Annotated in this window: 20 protein-coding genes, 1 tRNA gene and 1 other RNA gene; 10 read left to right on the top strand and 12 right to left on the bottom strand. The window is 33.8% G+C overall.

The features are described 5' to 3' along the window. Window positions 1-74 (bottom strand) — tRNA-Met (locus tag K5R64_RS11260). A 151-nt stretch (window positions 75-225) separates the two neighbouring features. Between K5R64_RS11260 and K5R64_RS11255 the strand changes: the two genes are divergently transcribed. Together K5R64_RS11255 and K5R64_RS11250 are read left to right on the top strand one after the other, a co-directional pair. After that, window positions 226-618, top strand: a complete 393-nt coding sequence (locus K5R64_RS11255; RefSeq protein WP_220763535.1) for an START-like domain-containing protein — start codon at window positions 226-228, stop codon at window positions 616-618. Window positions 619-673: 55 nt separating this feature from the next. Then, window positions 674-1,510, top strand: a complete 837-nt coding sequence (locus K5R64_RS11250) for an aminotransferase class IV (protein WP_220763534.1) — start codon at window positions 674-676, stop codon at window positions 1,508-1,510. A gap of 154 nt (window positions 1,511-1,664) precedes the next feature. Here K5R64_RS11250 and K5R64_RS11245 read toward each other — a convergent pair whose 3' ends face one another. From K5R64_RS11245 to K5R64_RS11225, 5 genes are all read right to left on the bottom strand, one after another. After that, window positions 1,665-2,225, bottom strand: a complete 561-nt coding sequence (locus K5R64_RS11245; protein WP_220763533.1) for a YqgE/AlgH family protein — start codon at window positions 2,223-2,225, stop codon at window positions 1,665-1,667. 124 nt (window positions 2,226-2,349) lie between these two features. Further along, entirely contained in the window at window positions 2,350-2,622 is a 273-nt protein-coding gene (locus tag K5R64_RS11240) for an HU family DNA-binding protein (protein WP_108740556.1), read from the bottom strand. A gap of 175 nt (window positions 2,623-2,797) precedes the next feature. Further along, the gene (gene fmt, locus K5R64_RS11235; protein ID WP_220763532.1) at window positions 2,798-3,745 is read right to left on the bottom strand and encodes a methionyl-tRNA formyltransferase; all 948 of its coding nucleotides are present in this window, start codon (window positions 3,743-3,745) and stop codon (window positions 2,798-2,800) included. Between the two features lie 196 nt (window positions 3,746-3,941). Then, a complete protein-coding gene (locus K5R64_RS11230) occupies window positions 3,942-5,846 on the bottom strand; it encodes an ATP-dependent DNA helicase RecQ (RefSeq protein ID WP_220763531.1) in 1,905 nt (634 codons plus the stop codon). A gap of 16 nt (window positions 5,847-5,862) precedes the next feature. Further along, window positions 5,863-6,408: an AAA family ATPase gene (locus K5R64_RS11225; RefSeq protein ID WP_220763529.1), complete on the bottom strand. Its 546-nt coding sequence runs from the start codon at window positions 6,406-6,408 to the stop codon at window positions 5,863-5,865. Between the two features lie 154 nt (window positions 6,409-6,562). Between K5R64_RS11225 and K5R64_RS11220 the strand changes: the two genes are divergently transcribed. The 4 genes from K5R64_RS11220 (at window position 6,563) to K5R64_RS11205 (ending at window position 9,995) form a co-directional block, all read left to right on the top strand. Beyond that, window positions 6,563-6,847, top strand: a complete 285-nt coding sequence (locus K5R64_RS11220; RefSeq protein ID WP_220763527.1) for a DUF493 family protein — start codon at window positions 6,563-6,565, stop codon at window positions 6,845-6,847. Between the two features lie 78 nt (window positions 6,848-6,925). Then, window positions 6,926-7,642: a DUF4290 domain-containing protein gene (locus K5R64_RS11215; protein ID WP_220763525.1), complete on the top strand. Its 717-nt coding sequence runs from the start codon at window positions 6,926-6,928 to the stop codon at window positions 7,640-7,642. A 78-nt stretch (window positions 7,643-7,720) separates the two neighbouring features. Then, a complete protein-coding gene (gene murA / locus K5R64_RS11210; protein WP_220763523.1) occupies window positions 7,721-9,034 on the top strand; it encodes a UDP-N-acetylglucosamine 1-carboxyvinyltransferase in 1,314 nt (437 codons plus the stop codon). A gap of 88 nt (window positions 9,035-9,122) precedes the next feature. Continuing rightward, the gene (locus K5R64_RS11205) at window positions 9,123-9,995 is read left to right on the top strand and encodes a cation diffusion facilitator family transporter (protein ID WP_220764013.1); all 873 of its coding nucleotides are present in this window, start codon (window positions 9,123-9,125) and stop codon (window positions 9,993-9,995) included. 67 nt (window positions 9,996-10,062) lie between these two features. Here K5R64_RS11205 and K5R64_RS11200 read toward each other — a convergent pair whose 3' ends face one another. Further along, complete coding sequence (locus K5R64_RS11200) at window positions 10,063-10,476, bottom strand: type II 3-dehydroquinate dehydratase (protein ID WP_220763521.1); 414 nt, start codon at window positions 10,474-10,476, stop codon at window positions 10,063-10,065. A 76-nt stretch (window positions 10,477-10,552) separates the two neighbouring features. After that, window positions 10,553-11,116: a porin family protein gene (locus K5R64_RS11195; RefSeq protein ID WP_220763519.1), complete on the bottom strand. Its 564-nt coding sequence runs from the start codon at window positions 11,114-11,116 to the stop codon at window positions 10,553-10,555. 314 nt (window positions 11,117-11,430) lie between these two features. Between K5R64_RS11195 and K5R64_RS11190 the strand changes: the two genes are divergently transcribed. From K5R64_RS11190 to xerD, 4 genes are all read left to right on the top strand, one after another. Beyond that, window positions 11,431-12,048: an OmpW family outer membrane protein gene (locus K5R64_RS11190; RefSeq protein ID WP_220763518.1), complete on the top strand. Its 618-nt coding sequence runs from the start codon at window positions 11,431-11,433 to the stop codon at window positions 12,046-12,048. Window positions 12,049-12,211: 163 nt separating this feature from the next. Next, window positions 12,212-12,676, top strand: a complete 465-nt coding sequence (locus K5R64_RS11185; protein WP_220763517.1) for a hypothetical protein — start codon at window positions 12,212-12,214, stop codon at window positions 12,674-12,676. Between the two features lie 128 nt (window positions 12,677-12,804). Next, entirely contained in the window at window positions 12,805-13,398 is a 594-nt protein-coding gene (locus K5R64_RS11180) for a porin family protein (protein WP_220763516.1), read from the top strand. A gap of 27 nt (window positions 13,399-13,425) precedes the next feature. After that, window positions 13,426-14,328 (top strand): site-specific tyrosine recombinase XerD, encoded by a 903-nt coding sequence (gene xerD, locus K5R64_RS11175; RefSeq protein ID WP_220763515.1) that lies wholly within the window; start codon window positions 13,426-13,428, stop codon window positions 14,326-14,328. A 111-nt stretch (window positions 14,329-14,439) separates the two neighbouring features. On the opposite strand, the gene rny is transcribed toward xerD, so the two are convergent. The 4 genes from rny to K5R64_RS11155 all read right to left on the bottom strand — a co-directional run bounded on the left by rny (window position 14,440) and on the right by K5R64_RS11155 (window position 16,806). Further along, a complete protein-coding gene (gene rny, locus K5R64_RS11170; protein ID WP_220763514.1) occupies window positions 14,440-16,002 on the bottom strand; it encodes a ribonuclease Y in 1,563 nt (520 codons plus the stop codon). Window positions 16,003-16,051: 49 nt separating this feature from the next. Beyond that, window positions 16,052-16,160: non-coding RNA, 6S RNA (gene ssrS / locus K5R64_RS11165), on the bottom strand. Window positions 16,161-16,211: 51 nt separating this feature from the next. After that, on the bottom strand, window positions 16,212-16,505 hold the full coding sequence (locus K5R64_RS11160; protein ID WP_220763513.1) for a cell division protein ZapA: 294 nt from the start codon (window positions 16,503-16,505) through the stop codon (window positions 16,212-16,214). 10 nt (window positions 16,506-16,515) lie between these two features. Then, entirely contained in the window at window positions 16,516-16,806 is a 291-nt protein-coding gene (locus K5R64_RS11155; protein WP_220763511.1) for a hypothetical protein, read from the bottom strand. Window positions 16,807-17,000: the final 194 nt, after the last annotated feature.

Genomic DNA, 17,000 nt, shown 5'->3' with positions numbered 1-17,000 from the left:
TAGCGAAGACGGGAGTTGAACCCGTGACCTCAGGGTTATGAATCCTGCGCTCTAACCAACTGAGCTACCTCGCCAAATGCAGTGAACAACTGTTCTTGATTGCGGGTGCAAATATAAAACTTTTATTAAAGCAAACAAGGATTTTTTGAAGAAAAAAAAATATTTTTAAAAACGTTTTTTTATCGGGTTTATATTCTATATATTCGAAAAAAATTAATTAGCCCCATGGATCAAAAAGTACGTTACGAAATAGAGTTCCCAATCACCTCTTCGCCTCAGTTATTGTATCAATATATTTCTACTCCTTCTGGTTTATCTGAATGGTTTGCTGATAATGTGAATTCACGTGGTGAATTTTTTACCTTTATCTGGAATGATTCAGAAGAGAAGGCGCGACTAGCTTCAAAAAAATCAGGTGAAAAAGTTAAGTTCAAATGGGTTGATGCTAATAATAAGGATACTGATTTGTTTTTTGAATTGCATATACTTGTCGATGAATTAACAAAAGACGTTTCATTAATGGTCGTTGATTTTGCTGATGCGGATGAAGTCGAGGAGGCTAAACAGTTGTGGGAAAATCAAATCTCAGATTTAAAACATCTACTAGGTTCTGTCTAGTATTATAGTATATTTAAACATATATTTGCCCTGAACAAAATTCAGGGCTTTTTTTATGATTAATTTTAACGGAACTATTGTGGCTGAACAAGCCAATATTTTGACGCAAAATAGAGGTTTTTTATATGGCGATGCTGTTTTTGAGACAGTGAGAGTGCGAAACGGAGTTGTACTTTTTTTAGAAGACCATTATTTTAGGCTGATGGCCTCTATGAGAGTAGTGCGAATGGAAATCCCGATGGATTTTACAATGGAATATTTTGAAGAACAACTTTTGGTAGTTGCTCAGGTGAATGAAGTTTCTAATTCAGCTAGGGTAAGAATTACAGTGTATCGGAATGATGGCGGGTATTATTTGCCAAAAAACAATACAATTTCTTTTTTGGTTCATGCGACAGCTTTAAAGGACGCGTATTATGTATTAGATGAGAATACCTATGAAGTTGACTTATTTAAGGATTTTTATATCACAAAGCAGTTGCTTTCCTCTATAAAGTCAACCAATAGGATGTTGAATACCACAGCTAGTATTTACGCATCAGAAAATGGTTTGGATAATTGTTTGTTGCTTAATGATAGTAAAAACGTAGTTGAAGCGATTCAAGGGAATGTATTTATGTTGTTGGGGAGTAAATTGATAACACCACCTGTAGCTGAAGGATGCTTAAACGGAGTGATGCGCAAGCAAATTTTAGTTTTAGCAAAAAAAATAGAAGGTATTGAGGTGATTGAAGAGGTTATTTCTCCATTTGATCTTCAAAAAGCAGACGAATTATTTGTTACCAATGTGGTAAAAGGTGTGCAACCAATAACTAAATACCGAAAGAAATCTTTTCAAACCAAAATCGCCGCACAGTTGGTTGCGTATTTGAACGAACAAATAGTTTCTTAATTTAATGAATGCTCAGTTTGGGCATAGAGTTTTTTTAATGAAACTGAGGTTCTAGAAATAGAATATTAATAAAAAAAGCAAACAAAAATTTGAAATGAATTTATGTTTGCTTTTTTTATTAAGTATAAAAGAGTGATCTCCGACTGTTTTGTAATTAATTTAAATAAGGGTTTTCAGGAGTGTTGGACCAGATGAGGTAATCTCCACCTAGTTCCTTAATTTGGTCTTTCCAAAAATGGGTAGGGGATGTTCCGATTATTTTATTTTTATACGTGTTGTTAGTGACAATCCAAGAATTGGCATTCATTTCGTTTTCAAGTTGGTTTTCGTGCCAACCCGAATATCCTAAGAAAAAGCGAATGTTGTTTTTGGTAATTGTTTTGTTATTGATGAGTTCCTTAGTAGATTCAAAATCGCCTCCCCAATAAATTCCATTTGATATCTCAACGCTATTAGGAATTAAATCCGGTACGTTGTGGATGAAATATAGGTTGTCTTGTTCGACAGGGCCACCATTATATACTCTAAAATTAGATTCAATTTCAGGAATTAAATCGTTAATGGTGTATTTTAATGGTTTGTTGATGATAAAACCTACAGAACCTTCTTTGTCATGGTCAGCCAATAAAATTACAGATCTATTAAATGATAAATCTCCAATTATAGAAGGCTCAGATATAAGCAGTTGTCCTTTTATTAATTTTTCTGAAATCATGATACTGTAATTTTTTTATTAAATTTAAGAAAAAAAATAAAAAAACACCAAATTTTATCGTTCAAATGTAAAAAAAAACCCTCCATAAGGAAGGTTTTGTTTCTTTGAGTTGTATAAAAAGAGATTAGTTTACAGCTCCTTCTAATTCAGCACCAGCTTTGAATTTTACAACATTTTTTGCAGCGATTTGGATAGTTTTTCCAGTTTGTGGATTTCTTCCGTCTCTTGCAGCTCTAGCTGATACTGACCAAGATCCAAAACCTACTAGAGATACTTTACCTCCTTTTTTCAAGGTGTCACCTACGTTTCCTAAAAATGATTCTAAAGCTAATTTAGCAGCTGCTTTAGTAATTCCTGCGTCTGCAGCGATAGCATCGATTAATTCTGATTTGTTCATAATAATATGTTATTAATTGTTGGTTAAAGAATTCTTACATACAAATTTAGCAGGAAATCCCTAGCGTGCAAGTGTTTTGGCTAATTTAGGGCTGTTTTGTTGATAACTTATTTTTTTTGTTCATAAAATCGCTATTTTTTCTTGGGTAACGTGTTTTCTTCAATGTTTTTGGGGGTTATAGCGCTTTTGCTTCTTCTGAAAATGATATACCATTTAATAGTTCGGCAGTAGTCATTCTTTTTTTACCTGGAAATTGTAAACTTAAGATTTCAAGGTACCCGTTGTGAACGGCAATTTTCATTTCTTTTTTGGTACAAATAATTGTTCCTATTTCACATTGATGGTCTTCCTGATGTATTTTGGATGCATATATTTTTACGTTCCAAGTTTCCGTTTTATCTGAAATGTTGGTCCAAGCAGCAGGATAAGGGCTTAACCCTCTTATATGGTCATGTATGGATTGAATGGATTTTGTCCAGTCAATTTTACAATTGTCTTTATTTAGTTTATACGCTGTCTTGATATCCGCTGAATCGGTTTGGAGTGTTGTGCTTACGGTACTTTGTTCAATTAATTGTAGCGTATCAATAACTGCGGAGCGACCTAAGTCCATTAAGCGGTCATGTAATTGTCCAGCATTCTCATCTGAATCAATAGCGGTTTCCCGATGCAATATCATTGCACCAGTGTCAATTTTGTCATCAATAAAAAAAGTGGTAACCCCCGTTTTCTTTTCTCCATTAATAATTGCCCAATTGATAGGGGCAGCACCACGATAATTAGGAAGGAGTGAGGCGTGAAGATTGAAAGTGCCTAATTCAGGCATTTCCCAAACTACTTTAGGAAGCATTCGAAAAGCAACCACTACTTGTAAGTTGGCCTGAAGTGCTTTTAGTTCTTCTAAAAACCCTTCGTCTTTGAGGTTAGTGGGTTGTAATAAAGGAAGGTTGTTAGCTAGGGCATATTCTTTAACAGCGGAATACTTGATTTTTTGTCCGCGACCTGCGGGTTTATCAGCTGCGGTGATTACACCCACCACGGTATAATTATTTTGGATAATAGCATCGAGAATCCCTACTGCAAATTCAGGAGTTCCCATAAAAACAATTCGTAATTTTTTCATTATGATTTTAAGTGTAAGACCAATACAACTTATTGGTACTGCGATTTCCTAATTTTATTGAAAGCAAACCCCTTTTAGCGGAATTAGCGCAAATTTAACCATCCTTAACTAATAAAATCGAGGTTTTAAAAAATAAATCTGAGATAAGCCTCTGAACGTTCGGACAAGAAAGAAATCCAATGTTGAATTTTGGTTTTTAAGTATTTGATCTTGTTAATTGATAAGTATTGTTGGGGCTTATGCTTATGATTCCGTTTTCTAATAGTTGTTGGAGTGTAATGATAAGTGTGTCTTGGGGTGTTTTTAGTTTGTTTTGTAATTCTCTTGAACTCAAATTTTCATTTTGAAGTAATTCGATAATCTTTTGAGTTAAATTTTCGGAGGGCTCTTTTTTTCTTTTTTTAGAAATACAATAAGAGCAAATACCACATTCTTCTGTGGTTTTTTCTCCAAAATAGTTGCGTATTAATTGGCTTTTACAAACGGTATTTTCTTCTATATAATGTAAAACCGATTGTAATTGCGACTTTTTAAGTTCATTTTGTTTTTCTAAATATTTAGCTACTCGATTGATGGTTTTTTCATCTTCTCTAATTTCATTAAAGGTCAACAAAGCATCATTGTTTTTAGAACGGTATGTGATAACGTGTTTTTCTTTTAGTTTTTCAAGTACAGCAAGTACTTCTTTTTCTGAACGATTGGATTTTTTAGCAACCAAAGTGCTATTGAGAGCGGTTTCCATTTCATAAACACCGGGATAGGTTCTTAAAATGGCTAGTATAATTTCTTCATCATTTGGGTTCAAACTCATATAACGCAATACTTCTTTTGACGAAATAATAAATTGCAGACTTATTTTTTCGGAAAATTCTTGTGATAAGGTAAGAATGCTTTGTCTGTCTAAAAATTGTAATGCATTGTAGGTTTTTAATACAGGTAATTGATATCGTTGACAAAAATGGTTGAGATTAAAACTAAACGTTTCATAAATTCCTTCGCCATAAGCAATTTGAAAATAATTGTTGAGTTTGTTGTACACCAAATTCAAGTATTTTTTATCAGCAAGACTGGTAATGAATTGGTTTTGTGCTTGTAAATAATCAGACGGACTCGTCAAAAGTACTGCAAATGCTTTTTCTTGGTTTCTTCCCGCTCTTCCCGCTTCTTGATAATAGTTTTCCATGTTTTCAGGTAATTGAGTATGGATAACGGTTTTTACGTTGGGTTTGTCAATTCCCATTCCAAAAGCATTTGTAGCTACAATTACCTGTGCTTTTTCTTCCATCCACAATTTCATGTTTTTGTCTTTCTCCTTTGCGGGTAAGCCTCCGTGATAGTAAGTAGCAGTAAAACCTAATGATTGCAATTGCGAAGCAATGTCATGGCATGATTTTCGGTTGCGCACATATATAATGGAAGGTTGGGGATTTTTCTTTAAGATTTGTTCAATTCGAAAAAGTTTGTCTTCGGCTTCAAAAACCATATAAGCAATGTTTTTTCGGGCAAAAGATTGTTGAAAAACCATGGGGCTTTCTAAAGCCAATTCCTTTATGATGTCTTCTTTGACTTGTGTTGTTGCTGATGCAGTAAGAGCTAAAAAAGGAGTGTTAGGAAAAAAAGGTTTTAATTGACTAATTTTTAAAAAAGCAGGTCGAAAATCATGGCCCCATTGCGATACACAGTGGGCTTCATCTATAGCAATAAGGTTAATGTTTAAGTTTTTAATTCGTTCCAAAATCCATTCTGATTGTAATCGTTCGGGGGATAGGTACAAGAATTTATAGTTTCCGTATTGGCAATTGTCTAATAAGTCAATCATTTCGTCTGACTTAATATTGCCTGTTAGGGCAATGGCTTTGATGTTTTTTCTTTGTAAATTGGCTACTTGGTCTTTCATTAAGGCTACTAGCGGGGATATGACAAGGCAAATTCCCTTTTGCATCATAGCAGGAACTTGAAAACAAATGGACTTACCACCTCCAGTAGGTAGCAAAGCAAAGGTGTCTTGGCCATTTAAAACCGAAGTGATAATTTCGCTTTGCAATGGTCTAAAACGGTCGTGATTCCAATATTTTTTTAGGATTTCTAAAGCTTCAAGCATAGGGTTAGGACTGGATTTAAAGGTCTTTCTCAAGTACGTTTCGAATGAATTCAATGCGATTTTCTACGGTGTCTTTAGGGATTTCAATAAGTGTGTAATCCAGGTCAGAGTAGGCTTTGGCTATGTGTTGATGAATTATTTCGGCTTGTTCGTAACTTTCATAGCGAGCTTGATCAGTAGTATGGATTTCTTTCCAAGGGGGTAAAATAAAGACTTGGGTATATCGATAGGTTAAGCAATCAATGCCAAATGAGTCAGGATAGTTTTGTTTGGCGTAATGTAAGTAACCTAAAACATCCGGAAGACCACGGTCAATAAATACCGTTGTGTGAGGATCTTTGAGAGCGTCTTCAAATTGTTTTTTTCGCCCTTTTAGAATTAATTCACTAAAAAGTAATGGATCTTCTAGAAAGAGTTGGTCAATCCCTTTTTTTTGAGCTTCCAAAATTATATCTCTGGAAATTTCAGGGTAACAACAAAATCCTTTGGAAACCAAACCATTAATAAGCGTTGTTTTTCCGGTACTAGGGCCTCCTACTATTGCTATAATTTTTTTTTGCACCTTGATCTTGAGTTAAATTTCAAACTTACTTAAACTTATTGGTAATTTAAAAAAAATGCCGCAGATTAATAAAATGATTTTGGCAAAAAATCACAATCGATAGTTCTTATTTTATATTGGAAAACGTATATTTGCTATTATTTTTAAAACAAAGATGGATAAGAAGACAGAAGAATTTTATGATAGGTTAAAAGGGGAGTTGGAAAAAAGTAATTCTTGGCCCGCTTTGTACTTATTTAAATTTATAGTTCCTACAGAAGCCGAAAAAATTGAACAAGTAGAAAAAGCGTTTGATTGTTTAGGCGCAGTTATTAAAACCACCCAATCTAAAACGGGAAAATTTACCAGCGTTTCTGTTGATGTTCAAATGAAAAATCCACAAGCAATTATAGATAAATACATCGAATTATCTACTATTGAAGGGATAGTGTCATTGTAATCATTAAGGGGCAATTGCCCGTTTGTACTGTTCTTATAGTCATGACATTTGCGCTTAGATTCAACAAATAATTCACTTATGAATTCAAAATACCAAAAAGAGAATGCCAATGATGTTGTACACCATTTAGAGTACAATGCCGAAAGATCGCATTTAATAATTCCAGAATACGGCCGCCATTTGCAAAAATTAATTGATCAAGCAACGGCAATTGAAAACGCCGAGGAGCGTAACAAAGCAGCTAAATATATTATCCAAGTGATGGGAACATTAAATCCCCATTTGCGTGATGTGCCTGATTTTCAGCATAAATTATGGGATCAGTTGTTTATCATGTCTGATTTTAAATTAGACGTTGATTCTCCTTATCCTATTCCTTCAAGAGAGGTGTTGCAATTAAAACCAGATGTGTTGCAATACCCTCAAAATTACCCCAAATACAGGTATTACGGTAATAATATCAAATACATGATTGATGTGGCTAATAAATGGGAAGAGGGGGAAATGAAAAGTGCTTTGGTAAAAGTAATTGCCAATCATATGAAAAAGTCTTATTTGAGTTGGAACAAAGACACCGTAAAAGACGATGTGATTTTTGAACATTTATATGAATTATCAGGTGGTAAGCTCAATTTATTGCAAAGCGATGAAGAGTTAATTAATACGAATGATTTGTTGCGTACCAATAAAAGAATGTCAAACAAGACTAATGGAGGAAATCAGCCTAAGATTCAAAAAAATCAAAAAAACAAAAAGACCTTTACAAAAAACAATAATAATAACAATCAGAAATAATTTTGAGAACTATTTTTTTCTGAAATGAAATTGAACTAAAAACTTAAAAAAATATCAAATAATTTAACTCGTACTACAATGGGAATATTTAAAATAGAGGGAGGAACTCGTCTGAAAGGAGAAATTACTCCACAAGGAGCAAAAAATGAAGCGTTACAAATTTTATGTGCGGTATTATTGACTCCTGAAAAAGTAACTATTAACAATATTCCAGACATTATTGATGTTAATAAATTGATTACGCTTTTAGGTCATTTGGGGGTGAAAATTACTAAAAATGGTCCAGGTGCTTATGATTTTCAAGCCGATGAAGTAAATGTGAATTATCTTGAAACTGAGGCCTTTAAAAAAGAAGGTGGTGCTTTAAGAGGTTCTATCATGATAGTTGGACCTTTGTTGGCTCGTTTTGGTAAAGGTTATATTCCAAAACCAGGGGGAGATAAAATTGGTCGAAGACGTTTGGATACACACTTTGAAGGCTTTATCAATCTAGGGGCTAAGTTTCGTTACAACAGAGAAGATCATTTTTATGGTGTTGAAGCTTCTGAAGGATTAGTAGGGACTAATATGTTATTAGATGAAGCTTCGGTAACTGGTACAGCAAATATTGTTATGGCAGCTGTATTAGCCAAAGGGACAACTACAATATACAATGCCGCTTGTGAGCCTTATTTGCAACAATTGTGTAAAATGTTGAACTCCATGGGGGCAAAAATAACTGGTGTGGGTTCGAATTTATTAACTATCGAAGGGGTAAAAAGCCTTGGTGGTTGTACACACAGAATTTTGCCTGATATGATTGAAATAGGTTCTTGGATAGGTTTAGCGGCTATGACAAGAAGCGAAATCACCATCAAAAATGTGAGTTGGGATAATTTAGGGTTAATTCCAAATACTTTCCGAAAACTAGGAATCACCATTGAGCGTAGAGATGATGATATTTATATTCCTTCACATGAAAATGGTTACGAGGTAAAAACAGATATTGATGGTTCTATTTTAACCATTGCTGATGCTCCTTGGCCTGGATTCACGCCTGATTTATTGAGTATTATTTTGGTTGTGGCGACACAAGCAAAAGGGGATGTGTTGATTCATCAAAAAATGTTTGAAAGCCGCTTGTTCTTTGTGGATAAATTAATTGATATGGGGGCCAAAATCATGTTGTGTGATCCGCATAGAGCCGTAGTTATGGGGCATGATTTTAAATCTACGCTGAAAGCTACTACTATGTCGTCGCCTGATATTCGTGCAGGTATTTCTTTATTGATTGCAGCGCTTTCAGCAAAAGGAACAAGCACCATTCAAAATATTGAGCAAATTGATCGTGGTTATGAAAACATAGACGACCGATTGAGAGCTCTTGGTGCTAAGATTGTTAGAGAAGAGTAAACAATAACTTTTTTATACTATCGTTTAAATAATCTTTCGGCTTAGCTATAAAAGATTATTTAAACGATTTTTTTATTTTTTGAGAAGAATGTCAAATCAAGATAAAGCGATAGCAACGACTTATTTTAGTATTATAGGAAACACCGTTTTGGCAGTAGTCAAAGGTCTGGCGGGAGTTTTTGGGAATTCCTATGCTTTGATTGCAGATGCTATTGAGTCCACAGCTGATATTTTTGCGTCGTTATTAGTTTGGTTTGGAATAAAATATTCTAGTCGCCCCGCTGACGAGAATCATCCATACGGACATGGTCGAGCCGAACCTTTAATTACTTTTTTGGTGGTGGTTTTTTTAATTACCTCGGCCACAATTATTGCTTATAAAAGCATTTTGAATATTGGTACACCTCATGATTTGCCGGCTCCATGGACTTTGATAGTATTGGGAGTGATTATAAGTTGGAAAGAGTATTCCTATCGGTTGGTATTGCAAAAAAGTGTAGAAGCTAATAGTACTTCTTTAAAAGCCGATGCTTGGCACCATAGAGCGGATGCAATTACTTCGGTGGCGGCTTTTATAGGTGTTAGTGTCGCATTGTTTTTAGGCAAAGGGTATGAGGCTGCTGATGATTGGGCAGCTTTGTTTGCGGCAGGTTTTATAATTTACAACAGTTATCTTATTTTCAGACCAGCCTTAGGCGAAATCATGGATGAGCATTTGTATGATGATGTTATTGAAAACATTCGCCTCGAAGCGGCAAAAGTGGAAGGTATTATGGGAACTGAAAAATGTTTTATCCGAAAATCAGGAATGAAATTTCATGTAGATTTACATGCGATTGTAGATGCAGATATATCTGTAAAAAAAGGACATCAGTTGGCTCATATTCTTAAAGATACCTTGCGGAAAGAAATACCACAGTTGGGGCATGTTTTAATACATATCGAACCAGATGATGAGTGAAGATAATGTAAAAAGCGAGTTAGATTAAGTTTCAAACTCGCTTTTTTTTGTTTTATCGGGTAAAGAATTATAGAAAGGATTGAATAGCTAAATCGTAACTTTTTAATCCAAAACCTAAGACAACTCCTTTTGCATTTCCTGAAATATAAGATTGATGTCTGAAACTTTCTCTTGAAAAAGTATTCGAAATATGAACCTCAATAACAGGTGTCGTTATGGCTTTTATAGCATCGCCTATACCTATTGATGTATGGGTATATGCCCCTGCATTCAGGATAATTCCGTCATAGGTGAATCCAAATTCTTGGATTTTATCAATTAATTCGCCCTCAATGTTGCTTTGATAGTAAGTAAAATCGATAGTAGGGTATTTTATTTGTAAGCTAGTGAAATATTCTTCAAAAGTGAGACTTCCATAAACTTCTGGTTCTCTTTTTCCTAATAAGTTGAGATTAGGTCCGTTGATGATGCAAATTTTCATATATGGTGTTTTGTGTAAAAATAAAAAAACCGTTCCAATTAAGGAACGGTTGATGATTAAATTTGTGTCGCTTTTTTTAGAAAAGAATCCCTGCTGAAATTTGAAAAGTTGAATTTTTAATATCGGCATTTTTTGATGCTTCAGTTAATCCAAGTCCGTAACGTGCCTGAATAAATAAGCTTTTGGTGATGTTTAATCCTAAACCACCAACGGCTGCAAATTCAAAAGTTTTAGAATCTTTAAAGTCAACATTTTTTCTTTGATTCATTAAAAAAGAAGCTTGAGGACCTAATTCAAGACTTAAACTTTTGCTTAAATAAATTTTCGCTATTACTGGTATAGATAAATAACCCAATTCATTTTTGAATTCTTCACCAGCGTATTTATAACTCGCTCCTTGAGTTGAATACAAAAGTTCGGGTTGTATAGCAAAGCCTTCAAGTAATTTAACTTCTGCTACTAGACCTGCATGATAACTTGTGATGGCTTCGGAATCATAATTATCGTTAGTTACCGTAATTTCAGTTCCGTTTTGATTGGCGTAGTTGATACCTCCTTTTACTCCAAGTCTGATGGATTGGGCTTGAGTAAGTCCCGAAAATCCAGCTAGTAATAAAGTTAATACAATTGTTTTTTTCATGGTTTTATTTTTTTTGTAGGTTATAATTCTTAAAACAGCAATTTTATTAAAATATTGTTTGATGCACAAATATAGTTGTATTAATTGATCCATTTGTTTTTTCGGTGTTATTGCTGTTTTATTTAATCATCATCTTTTTATGGAGTTATAATTGTGTTTTGTTCTGTTTTTTATCTGTAATGGTTTGAAAAATAATTGTTTATCTTGGGTGTGGTTGAGAGGTTGTATTTTCTTAATAATTTTTTGTTCTTAGAGGTGTTTTATTATTAAAGAAAAATAGTATGTTTGTGATTCAAACAAAAAAAAAATAAAACATGAAAAAAGTAATTTTATCTGCAGTTGCTTTATTAGCAATTTCATTTGCAAAGGCACAAGATGGTGCTAAAGATTTTAATTTCTCTAAAGGAAACATTCTAGTGGAAGGTAATTTAGGTTTTGCTTCAACCAATGATAAAAATACCGAAGAGAAAACAAATTCATTCATTTTTACTCCTCAAGCAGGATATTTTTTAACAGATAAATTTGCTGTAGGAGTTAAGTTAGGATTTGCTTCTTATAAAGAAGAGGAATCAGGTGTCGATACTGATAAGGGAAATGCTTTTAGTGCGGGAGTTTTTGGTCGTTATTATTTTCTTGATTTAGGACAAAGATTTAAAACGTATGTAAATGCAGGTGTTGATTTCGTTAACTCAAAAGAAGGTCTTGCTGAGATAAAGGAAAACGGTGTAAATGTAGGTGCAGGAATTGGAGTAAATTACTTTGTTACAGATTGTATTTTGTTAAATTTTGGTTTAACAAATATTTTGAGTTACCAAACTTCAAAAGTTGATTTAGCTGGTGCTAAAAGTGAATCTTCTTTCGGAGTTAATTTAAATGGAAATGTAGCAAATCCTTTTGCGACAGCAAGTTTTGGTGTAGCTTACAAGTTCTAATTAAAATTTATTATGTTTTAAAAAGGGGCTATCTGGAAAGGTAGCCTTTTTTTGTTGTGTTAAGTTAGTGTTAATAACTATGTTAATAATTGATTTTTTGTTATAAAAATACGAATTTCTTATTTTTTTACATTTGAATATATCAATCTTAAAAAAAATTAACATGAAAAAAATCATTTTGACAACAGCAGCGCTTTTTGCAATTAGTATTGCAAGTGCGCAATTTAGAGTTGGTGCTCATGTAGGGATACCTACAGGTGATATTAAAGATTTTAGTTCAGTGAACTTAGGTGCTGATGTGGCCTACACTTGGAGTGCTGCAGAAGGTTTAGATGTTGGTATAGCAACTGGATACACATCGTATCTGGGAAAAGATGGTGGAGATGCAATTGGATTTATTCCTGTTGCTGCAACTGCTCAAATTACCTTAACAAATAATTGGTTTATTGGTGCAGATTTAGGATATGGAATTGGTGTTAATCCGGATGGTGTGGATAGTGGCTTTATGTATCAACCAAAATTAGGTTACCAAATTGAGAAAACAGGGATTTATGTAGCCTATAAGGGAATTGCACTGGATGGATTTAATGTTTCTTCAGTTAATTTAGGTGTAAGTTTTAAATTATAAATAACATTTTTTAAAGGAAACCTCTTCTGAAAAGGAGAGGTTTTTTTGTTTACAGAATAAGGTAAATGAAAGGGGTTTTTGCTTTTGAAAAAATAAGTGTGTAAGTTTATAAACTAATAGTCATAATTATGAAAAAAATTACCTTAGTTGTCGTAGTGTTTTTTGTCACTCTATTTGTTCATAGCCAAGAGGCTGTTTTTGGTGTCAAAGGAGGAGCTAATGCTTCATTATTTGGAAGTAAAGTAGATACGAAAATTGGATTTCAGGCAGGGGTGTTTTCTAAAATAAAATTAGTAGATAATTGGTATTTACAACCTGAAGTCTTGTATTTGCAGCAGGCAGTAAAAAGAGATGATTTTTCCATTGGATTAGCAACTTTTGAAAACGGAGCAATCAAATTATCTTACATGTATGTTCCTGTCATGGTCAAATATTATCCTGTGGAAAAGTGGTTTCTTGAAGTTGGTCCCCAGCTAGGTTTTTTGTTGAATACGAAAGCAAGTGCTGAGTACGCTGGAGAAAGAGTGGAGCCTGATGTACATGATGAGTTTGAAAAAATGGATTTTGGGGTTAGTGGAGGTTCAGGATATGATTTTAATGATCATTTTTCTGTAGCTCTACGATATTATGTAGGAGTATCAAAGATGTCTAGCTCTGAGTATGTGAGTGATTTTTATAATCGTAATAGTATCTTGTCGTTATCTGTTGCCTATTCTTTTTAATTGGTTTTGTAAATTTTATCAAATGGTATGAATTGGGGTACTTATATTAAAAATTATCAATCATATCTCAAAATTGAACGTGGATTGTCTAAAAATACGGTGACTAATTACGTTTTTGATGTGGAGCGTTTGTGTCAATTTTTAGAAACGAATGGGATATCGGTTTCTCCTATAAAAATTACCGAAGAGACTTTACAGCAATTTATTTATGCTGTATCAAGTGAGGTCAATGCTCGTTCTCAGGCACGTATAATATCGGGTTTAAAAAGTTTTTTTAGTTATCTTATATTTGAAGATTATCGTGAGGATAATCCATTAGAATTAATAGAAAGCCCTAAAATTGGCCGAAAATTGCCAGATACTTTGTCCGTGGAAGAAATTGATGCTTTGATAGCAGCGATTGATTTATCATCTAATGAAGGAGAGCGCAATCGTGCAATGCTAGAACTTTTGTATGGTTGTGGTTTGCGAGTTTCGGAATTGGTAACATTAAAAATTTCCGATTTATTTTTTGAAGAAGGCTTTGTTAAAGTAACAGGGAAGGGAAATAAACAACGTTTTGTTCCTATTGGTGATTTGACTCAAAAGTATATTTTGTTTTATAAAGAGTATGTGCGTCCTCGTCAAACGATAAAAAAAGGTTTTGAGGATACTTTGTTTTTGAATAGGAGAGGAGGGCAATTGACGAGAGCTATGATTTTTACTATTATTAAAAACTTGGCTGTCGAAATTGGTTTGTATAAAAAAATTAGTCCACACACTTTTCGTCATTCTTTCGCAACTCATTTGCTTGAAAATGGTGCCGATTTGCGTTCTATTCAATTGATGTTAGGACATGAATCTATTACGACAACAGAAGTATATTTGCACTTAGATAGAAATTATTTGACAGCAGTAATGAATACTTTTCATCCGAGGAATGCAATGTAAAAAAGGCTAATTGTCAAATTTTAAGTGGAAGTTTAGGGGCTAAATTCAAAAAAAAATCCAAATTTCAATCAGTAATTGAAATTTGGATTTTAAATATGGTAATTTCTAAGCTTATTTTGCAATATTCACTGCTCTAGTTTCTCTAATTACAGTAACTTTTACCTGTCCAGGGTAGGTCATTTCAGTTTGAATTTTTTGTGAAATTTCGAATGAAAGCGTAGCGGCATTATCGTCAGATACTTTTTCGCTTTCAACAATTACACGGAGTTCTCTACCGGCTTGTATTGCATAAGCATTTTTCACACCGTTGAAGCCATAAGCGACTTCTTCAAGGTCTTTTAGACGTTGGATGTAAGAATCTAAAACTTGTCTTCTTGCCCCTGGTCTTGCCCCTGAAATAGCATCGCAAACTTGGATGATTGGAGACAATAGTGATTTCATTTCGATTTCATCGTGGTGAGCTCCAATGGCGTTGCATACTTCGTCTTTTTCGCCATATTTCTCTGCCCATTGCATACCTAATAAAGCGTGTGGTAAATCACTTTCGGTATCAGGTACTTTACCTATATCGTGTAATAAACCAGCTCTTTTAGCTAATTTTACATTAAGTCCTAATTCAGCAGCCATGATACCACAAAGTTTAGAAACTTCACGTGAGTGTTGTAATAGGTTTTGTCCGTAAGAAGAACGATATTTCATACGACCCACTACTTTGATTAATTCTGGATGTAATCCGTGAATTCCAAGGTCAATTACGGTACGCTTACCTACTTCGATAATTTCGTCGTCAATTTGTTTAGCAGTTTTAGCAACTACTTCTTCGATACGTGCAGGGTGAATACGGCCGTCAGTAACAAGTTTGTGTAAGGCCAAACGAGCGATTTCTCTACGTACAGGATCAAAACAAGAAAGGATGATCGCTTCAGGGGTGTCGTCAACAATAATTTCTACACCAGTTGCTGCTTCTAAAGCTCTAATGTTACGTCCTTCTCGACCAATAATTCTTCCTTTTACATCATCTGATTCAATGTTGAAAACAGAAACGCAGTTTTCTACCGCTTCTTCTGTTCCTACTCTTTGGATGGTGTTGATGATTATTTTTTTAGCTTCTTGCTGTGCGGTAAGCTTAGCCTCTTCAATAGTGTCTTGAATGTGAGACATGGCTTTTGATTTGGCCTCGGCTTTTAATCCTTCAACCAATTGTTCTTTGGCTTCTTCAGCTGAAAGCCCTGAAATAACTTCTAGTTGTTGTAGTTGGCTTTTGTGTAATTTGTCAACTTCGGCTTGTTTTTTCTCTAAAATTTCAATTTTGGAATTTAATTCAGCAGTTTTATTTTCAAATTCGTCGTTGATTTTTTTAGCTTTCGAAAGTTCGTTGGAGACTTGAGATTCTTTATCTCGTATTCTTTTTTCTACTTCGGCAACTTTTTTATCTCTAGCTAAAATTACTTGTTCGTGTTCTGATTTTAGTTCGATAAACTTTTCTTTGGCTTGAAGAATTTTGTCTTTTTTAATGTTTTCTGCCTCGAAATTAGCGTCTTTCAAAATGGAAGCGGCTTCTTTTTTTGCATTCTTAATTAAATTAGAGATGTTGCTCTTTTCTATAATTTTGGCGATGCTAAAACCTACTGCGATGCCTATGATTCCTGAGATGACGATTGTTACTATGTCCATGTTTGTTTAAAATTTATATATAAAAAAAGCCTACATTAATTGCTTGAATAAACTCGAAAAGACAAGTTTTGAGCTAACTCACTGTTCAAGTTTCCTCGCCAGAGCGTGGCATGCTTTAGTAGTGAAGATTCGCTCATTCTAATTTGTTAGTGTTGAGTTTACCAAATGTGAACTAATGTAGGCAGTATCTTAGTCTATGTAAAGAACGTCTATTTTTCGAGATAATGGTCTAGTAACGCATTGATTTTGTTAATTCTATCCATGGTTTCGTTGCCATTAATAGCATTGTCAATTTGTTTCTGTTCCACTTGTGAGGCAAACTGTAAAGCGCACATGGCTAATACATCTTGTTTGTCACGAACAGCATAATTTTCTTCAAATTGCTTAATCATCATATCAATTTTCTTAGAAGCACTTCTTAGTCCTTCTTCTTGCGAAGGGTCCACTGTTAAAGGGTAAACTCTATCGGCAATTGATATTTTAATTTTAAGCTTTTCGTCCATAAATTTCTTATTAGTCTGATAGCTGGGCTATGCAATAATCAATTTCACGAATTAATGAATTTATTTTAAGCTTTGTATCTCGTTTGTTTTCGTCACTGCCAAGTAATGAGTTGGCTATTTTAAGTGTTTCATATTGCGATTTTAACGCTTCAATTTCAGTTTGTTGAGATTGTATGATTTGTGCAGATTTGGCTAATTCGATATGTAATTCTTGGTTGTTTTTTTCTAAATTTTGTATTTTTAGAATCAGTTTTCCAACTTTATTTTCAAGAGTATCAATTATTTCTGCAATTACACTCATTCTGTTTCCTAATTCATTACTTAATATTACAAATTTAGTATTACTTTTTATTATTACAATATTTTATGGGTTTTTTTATTATAAAAATAGTAAGTAATTGTTATGTAGTGTGTTAAGTGATTGATTTCTTTTTTATAGTTTAAATGGGTAAATAATATAAGAAATGACGGATGATTTAGGTGAGCTTGAGAGTA

Source organism: Flavobacterium sp. UMI-01, from assembly GCF_019656315.1.
In the GTDB taxonomy this organism is placed as follows: domain Bacteria; phylum Bacteroidota; class Bacteroidia; order Flavobacteriales; family Flavobacteriaceae; genus Flavobacterium.
The sequence above is the reverse complement of the archived record's forward strand: the minus strand, read 5'-3'. Positions and strand labels throughout refer to the sequence as shown.

Coding starts and splice junctions, on each gene's coding strand:
- K5R64_RS11195 (WP_220763519.1), bottom strand. CDS start 11,116: ATGAAAAAAACAATTGTATTAACTTTATTACTAGCTGGATTTTCGGGA.
- K5R64_RS11215 (WP_220763525.1), top strand. CDS start 6,926: ATGAATTCAAAATACCAAAAAGAGAATGCCAATGATGTTGTACACCAT.
- K5R64_RS11255 (WP_220763535.1), top strand. CDS start 226: ATGGATCAAAAAGTACGTTACGAAATAGAGTTCCCAATCACCTCTTCG.
- K5R64_RS11155 (WP_220763511.1), bottom strand. CDS start 16,806: ATGAGTGTAATTGCAGAAATAATTGATACTCTTGAAAATAAAGTTGGA.
- K5R64_RS11160 (WP_220763513.1), bottom strand. CDS start 16,505: ATGGACGAAAAGCTTAAAATTAAAATATCAATTGCCGATAGAGTTTAC.
- fmt (WP_220763532.1), bottom strand. CDS start 3,745: ATGAAAAAATTACGAATTGTTTTTATGGGAACTCCTGAATTTGCAGTA.
- K5R64_RS11200 (WP_220763521.1), bottom strand. CDS start 10,476: ATGAAAATTTGCATCATCAACGGACCTAATCTCAACTTATTAGGAAAA.
- K5R64_RS11230 (WP_220763531.1), bottom strand. CDS start 5,846: ATGCTTGAAGCTTTAGAAATCCTAAAAAAATATTGGAATCACGACCGT.
- K5R64_RS11250 (WP_220763534.1), top strand. CDS start 674: ATGATTAATTTTAACGGAACTATTGTGGCTGAACAAGCCAATATTTTG.
- K5R64_RS11245 (WP_220763533.1), bottom strand. CDS start 2,225: ATGATTTCAGAAAAATTAATAAAAGGACAACTGCTTATATCTGAGCCT.
- K5R64_RS11220 (WP_220763527.1), top strand. CDS start 6,563: ATGGATAAGAAGACAGAAGAATTTTATGATAGGTTAAAAGGGGAGTTG.
- K5R64_RS11205 (WP_220764013.1), top strand. CDS start 9,123: ATGTCAAATCAAGATAAAGCGATAGCAACGACTTATTTTAGTATTATA.
- K5R64_RS11240 (WP_108740556.1), bottom strand. CDS start 2,622: ATGAACAAATCAGAATTAATCGATGCTATCGCTGCAGACGCAGGAATT.
- K5R64_RS11185 (WP_220763517.1), top strand. CDS start 12,212: ATGAAAAAAATCATTTTGACAACAGCAGCGCTTTTTGCAATTAGTATT.
- murA (WP_220763523.1), top strand. CDS start 7,721: ATGGGAATATTTAAAATAGAGGGAGGAACTCGTCTGAAAGGAGAAATT.
- rny (WP_220763514.1), bottom strand. CDS start 16,002: ATGGACATAGTAACAATCGTCATCTCAGGAATCATAGGCATCGCAGTA.
- K5R64_RS11180 (WP_220763516.1), top strand. CDS start 12,805: ATGAAAAAAATTACCTTAGTTGTCGTAGTGTTTTTTGTCACTCTATTT.
- xerD (WP_220763515.1), top strand. CDS start 13,426: ATGAATTGGGGTACTTATATTAAAAATTATCAATCATATCTCAAAATT.
- K5R64_RS11190 (WP_220763518.1), top strand. CDS start 11,431: ATGAAAAAAGTAATTTTATCTGCAGTTGCTTTATTAGCAATTTCATTT.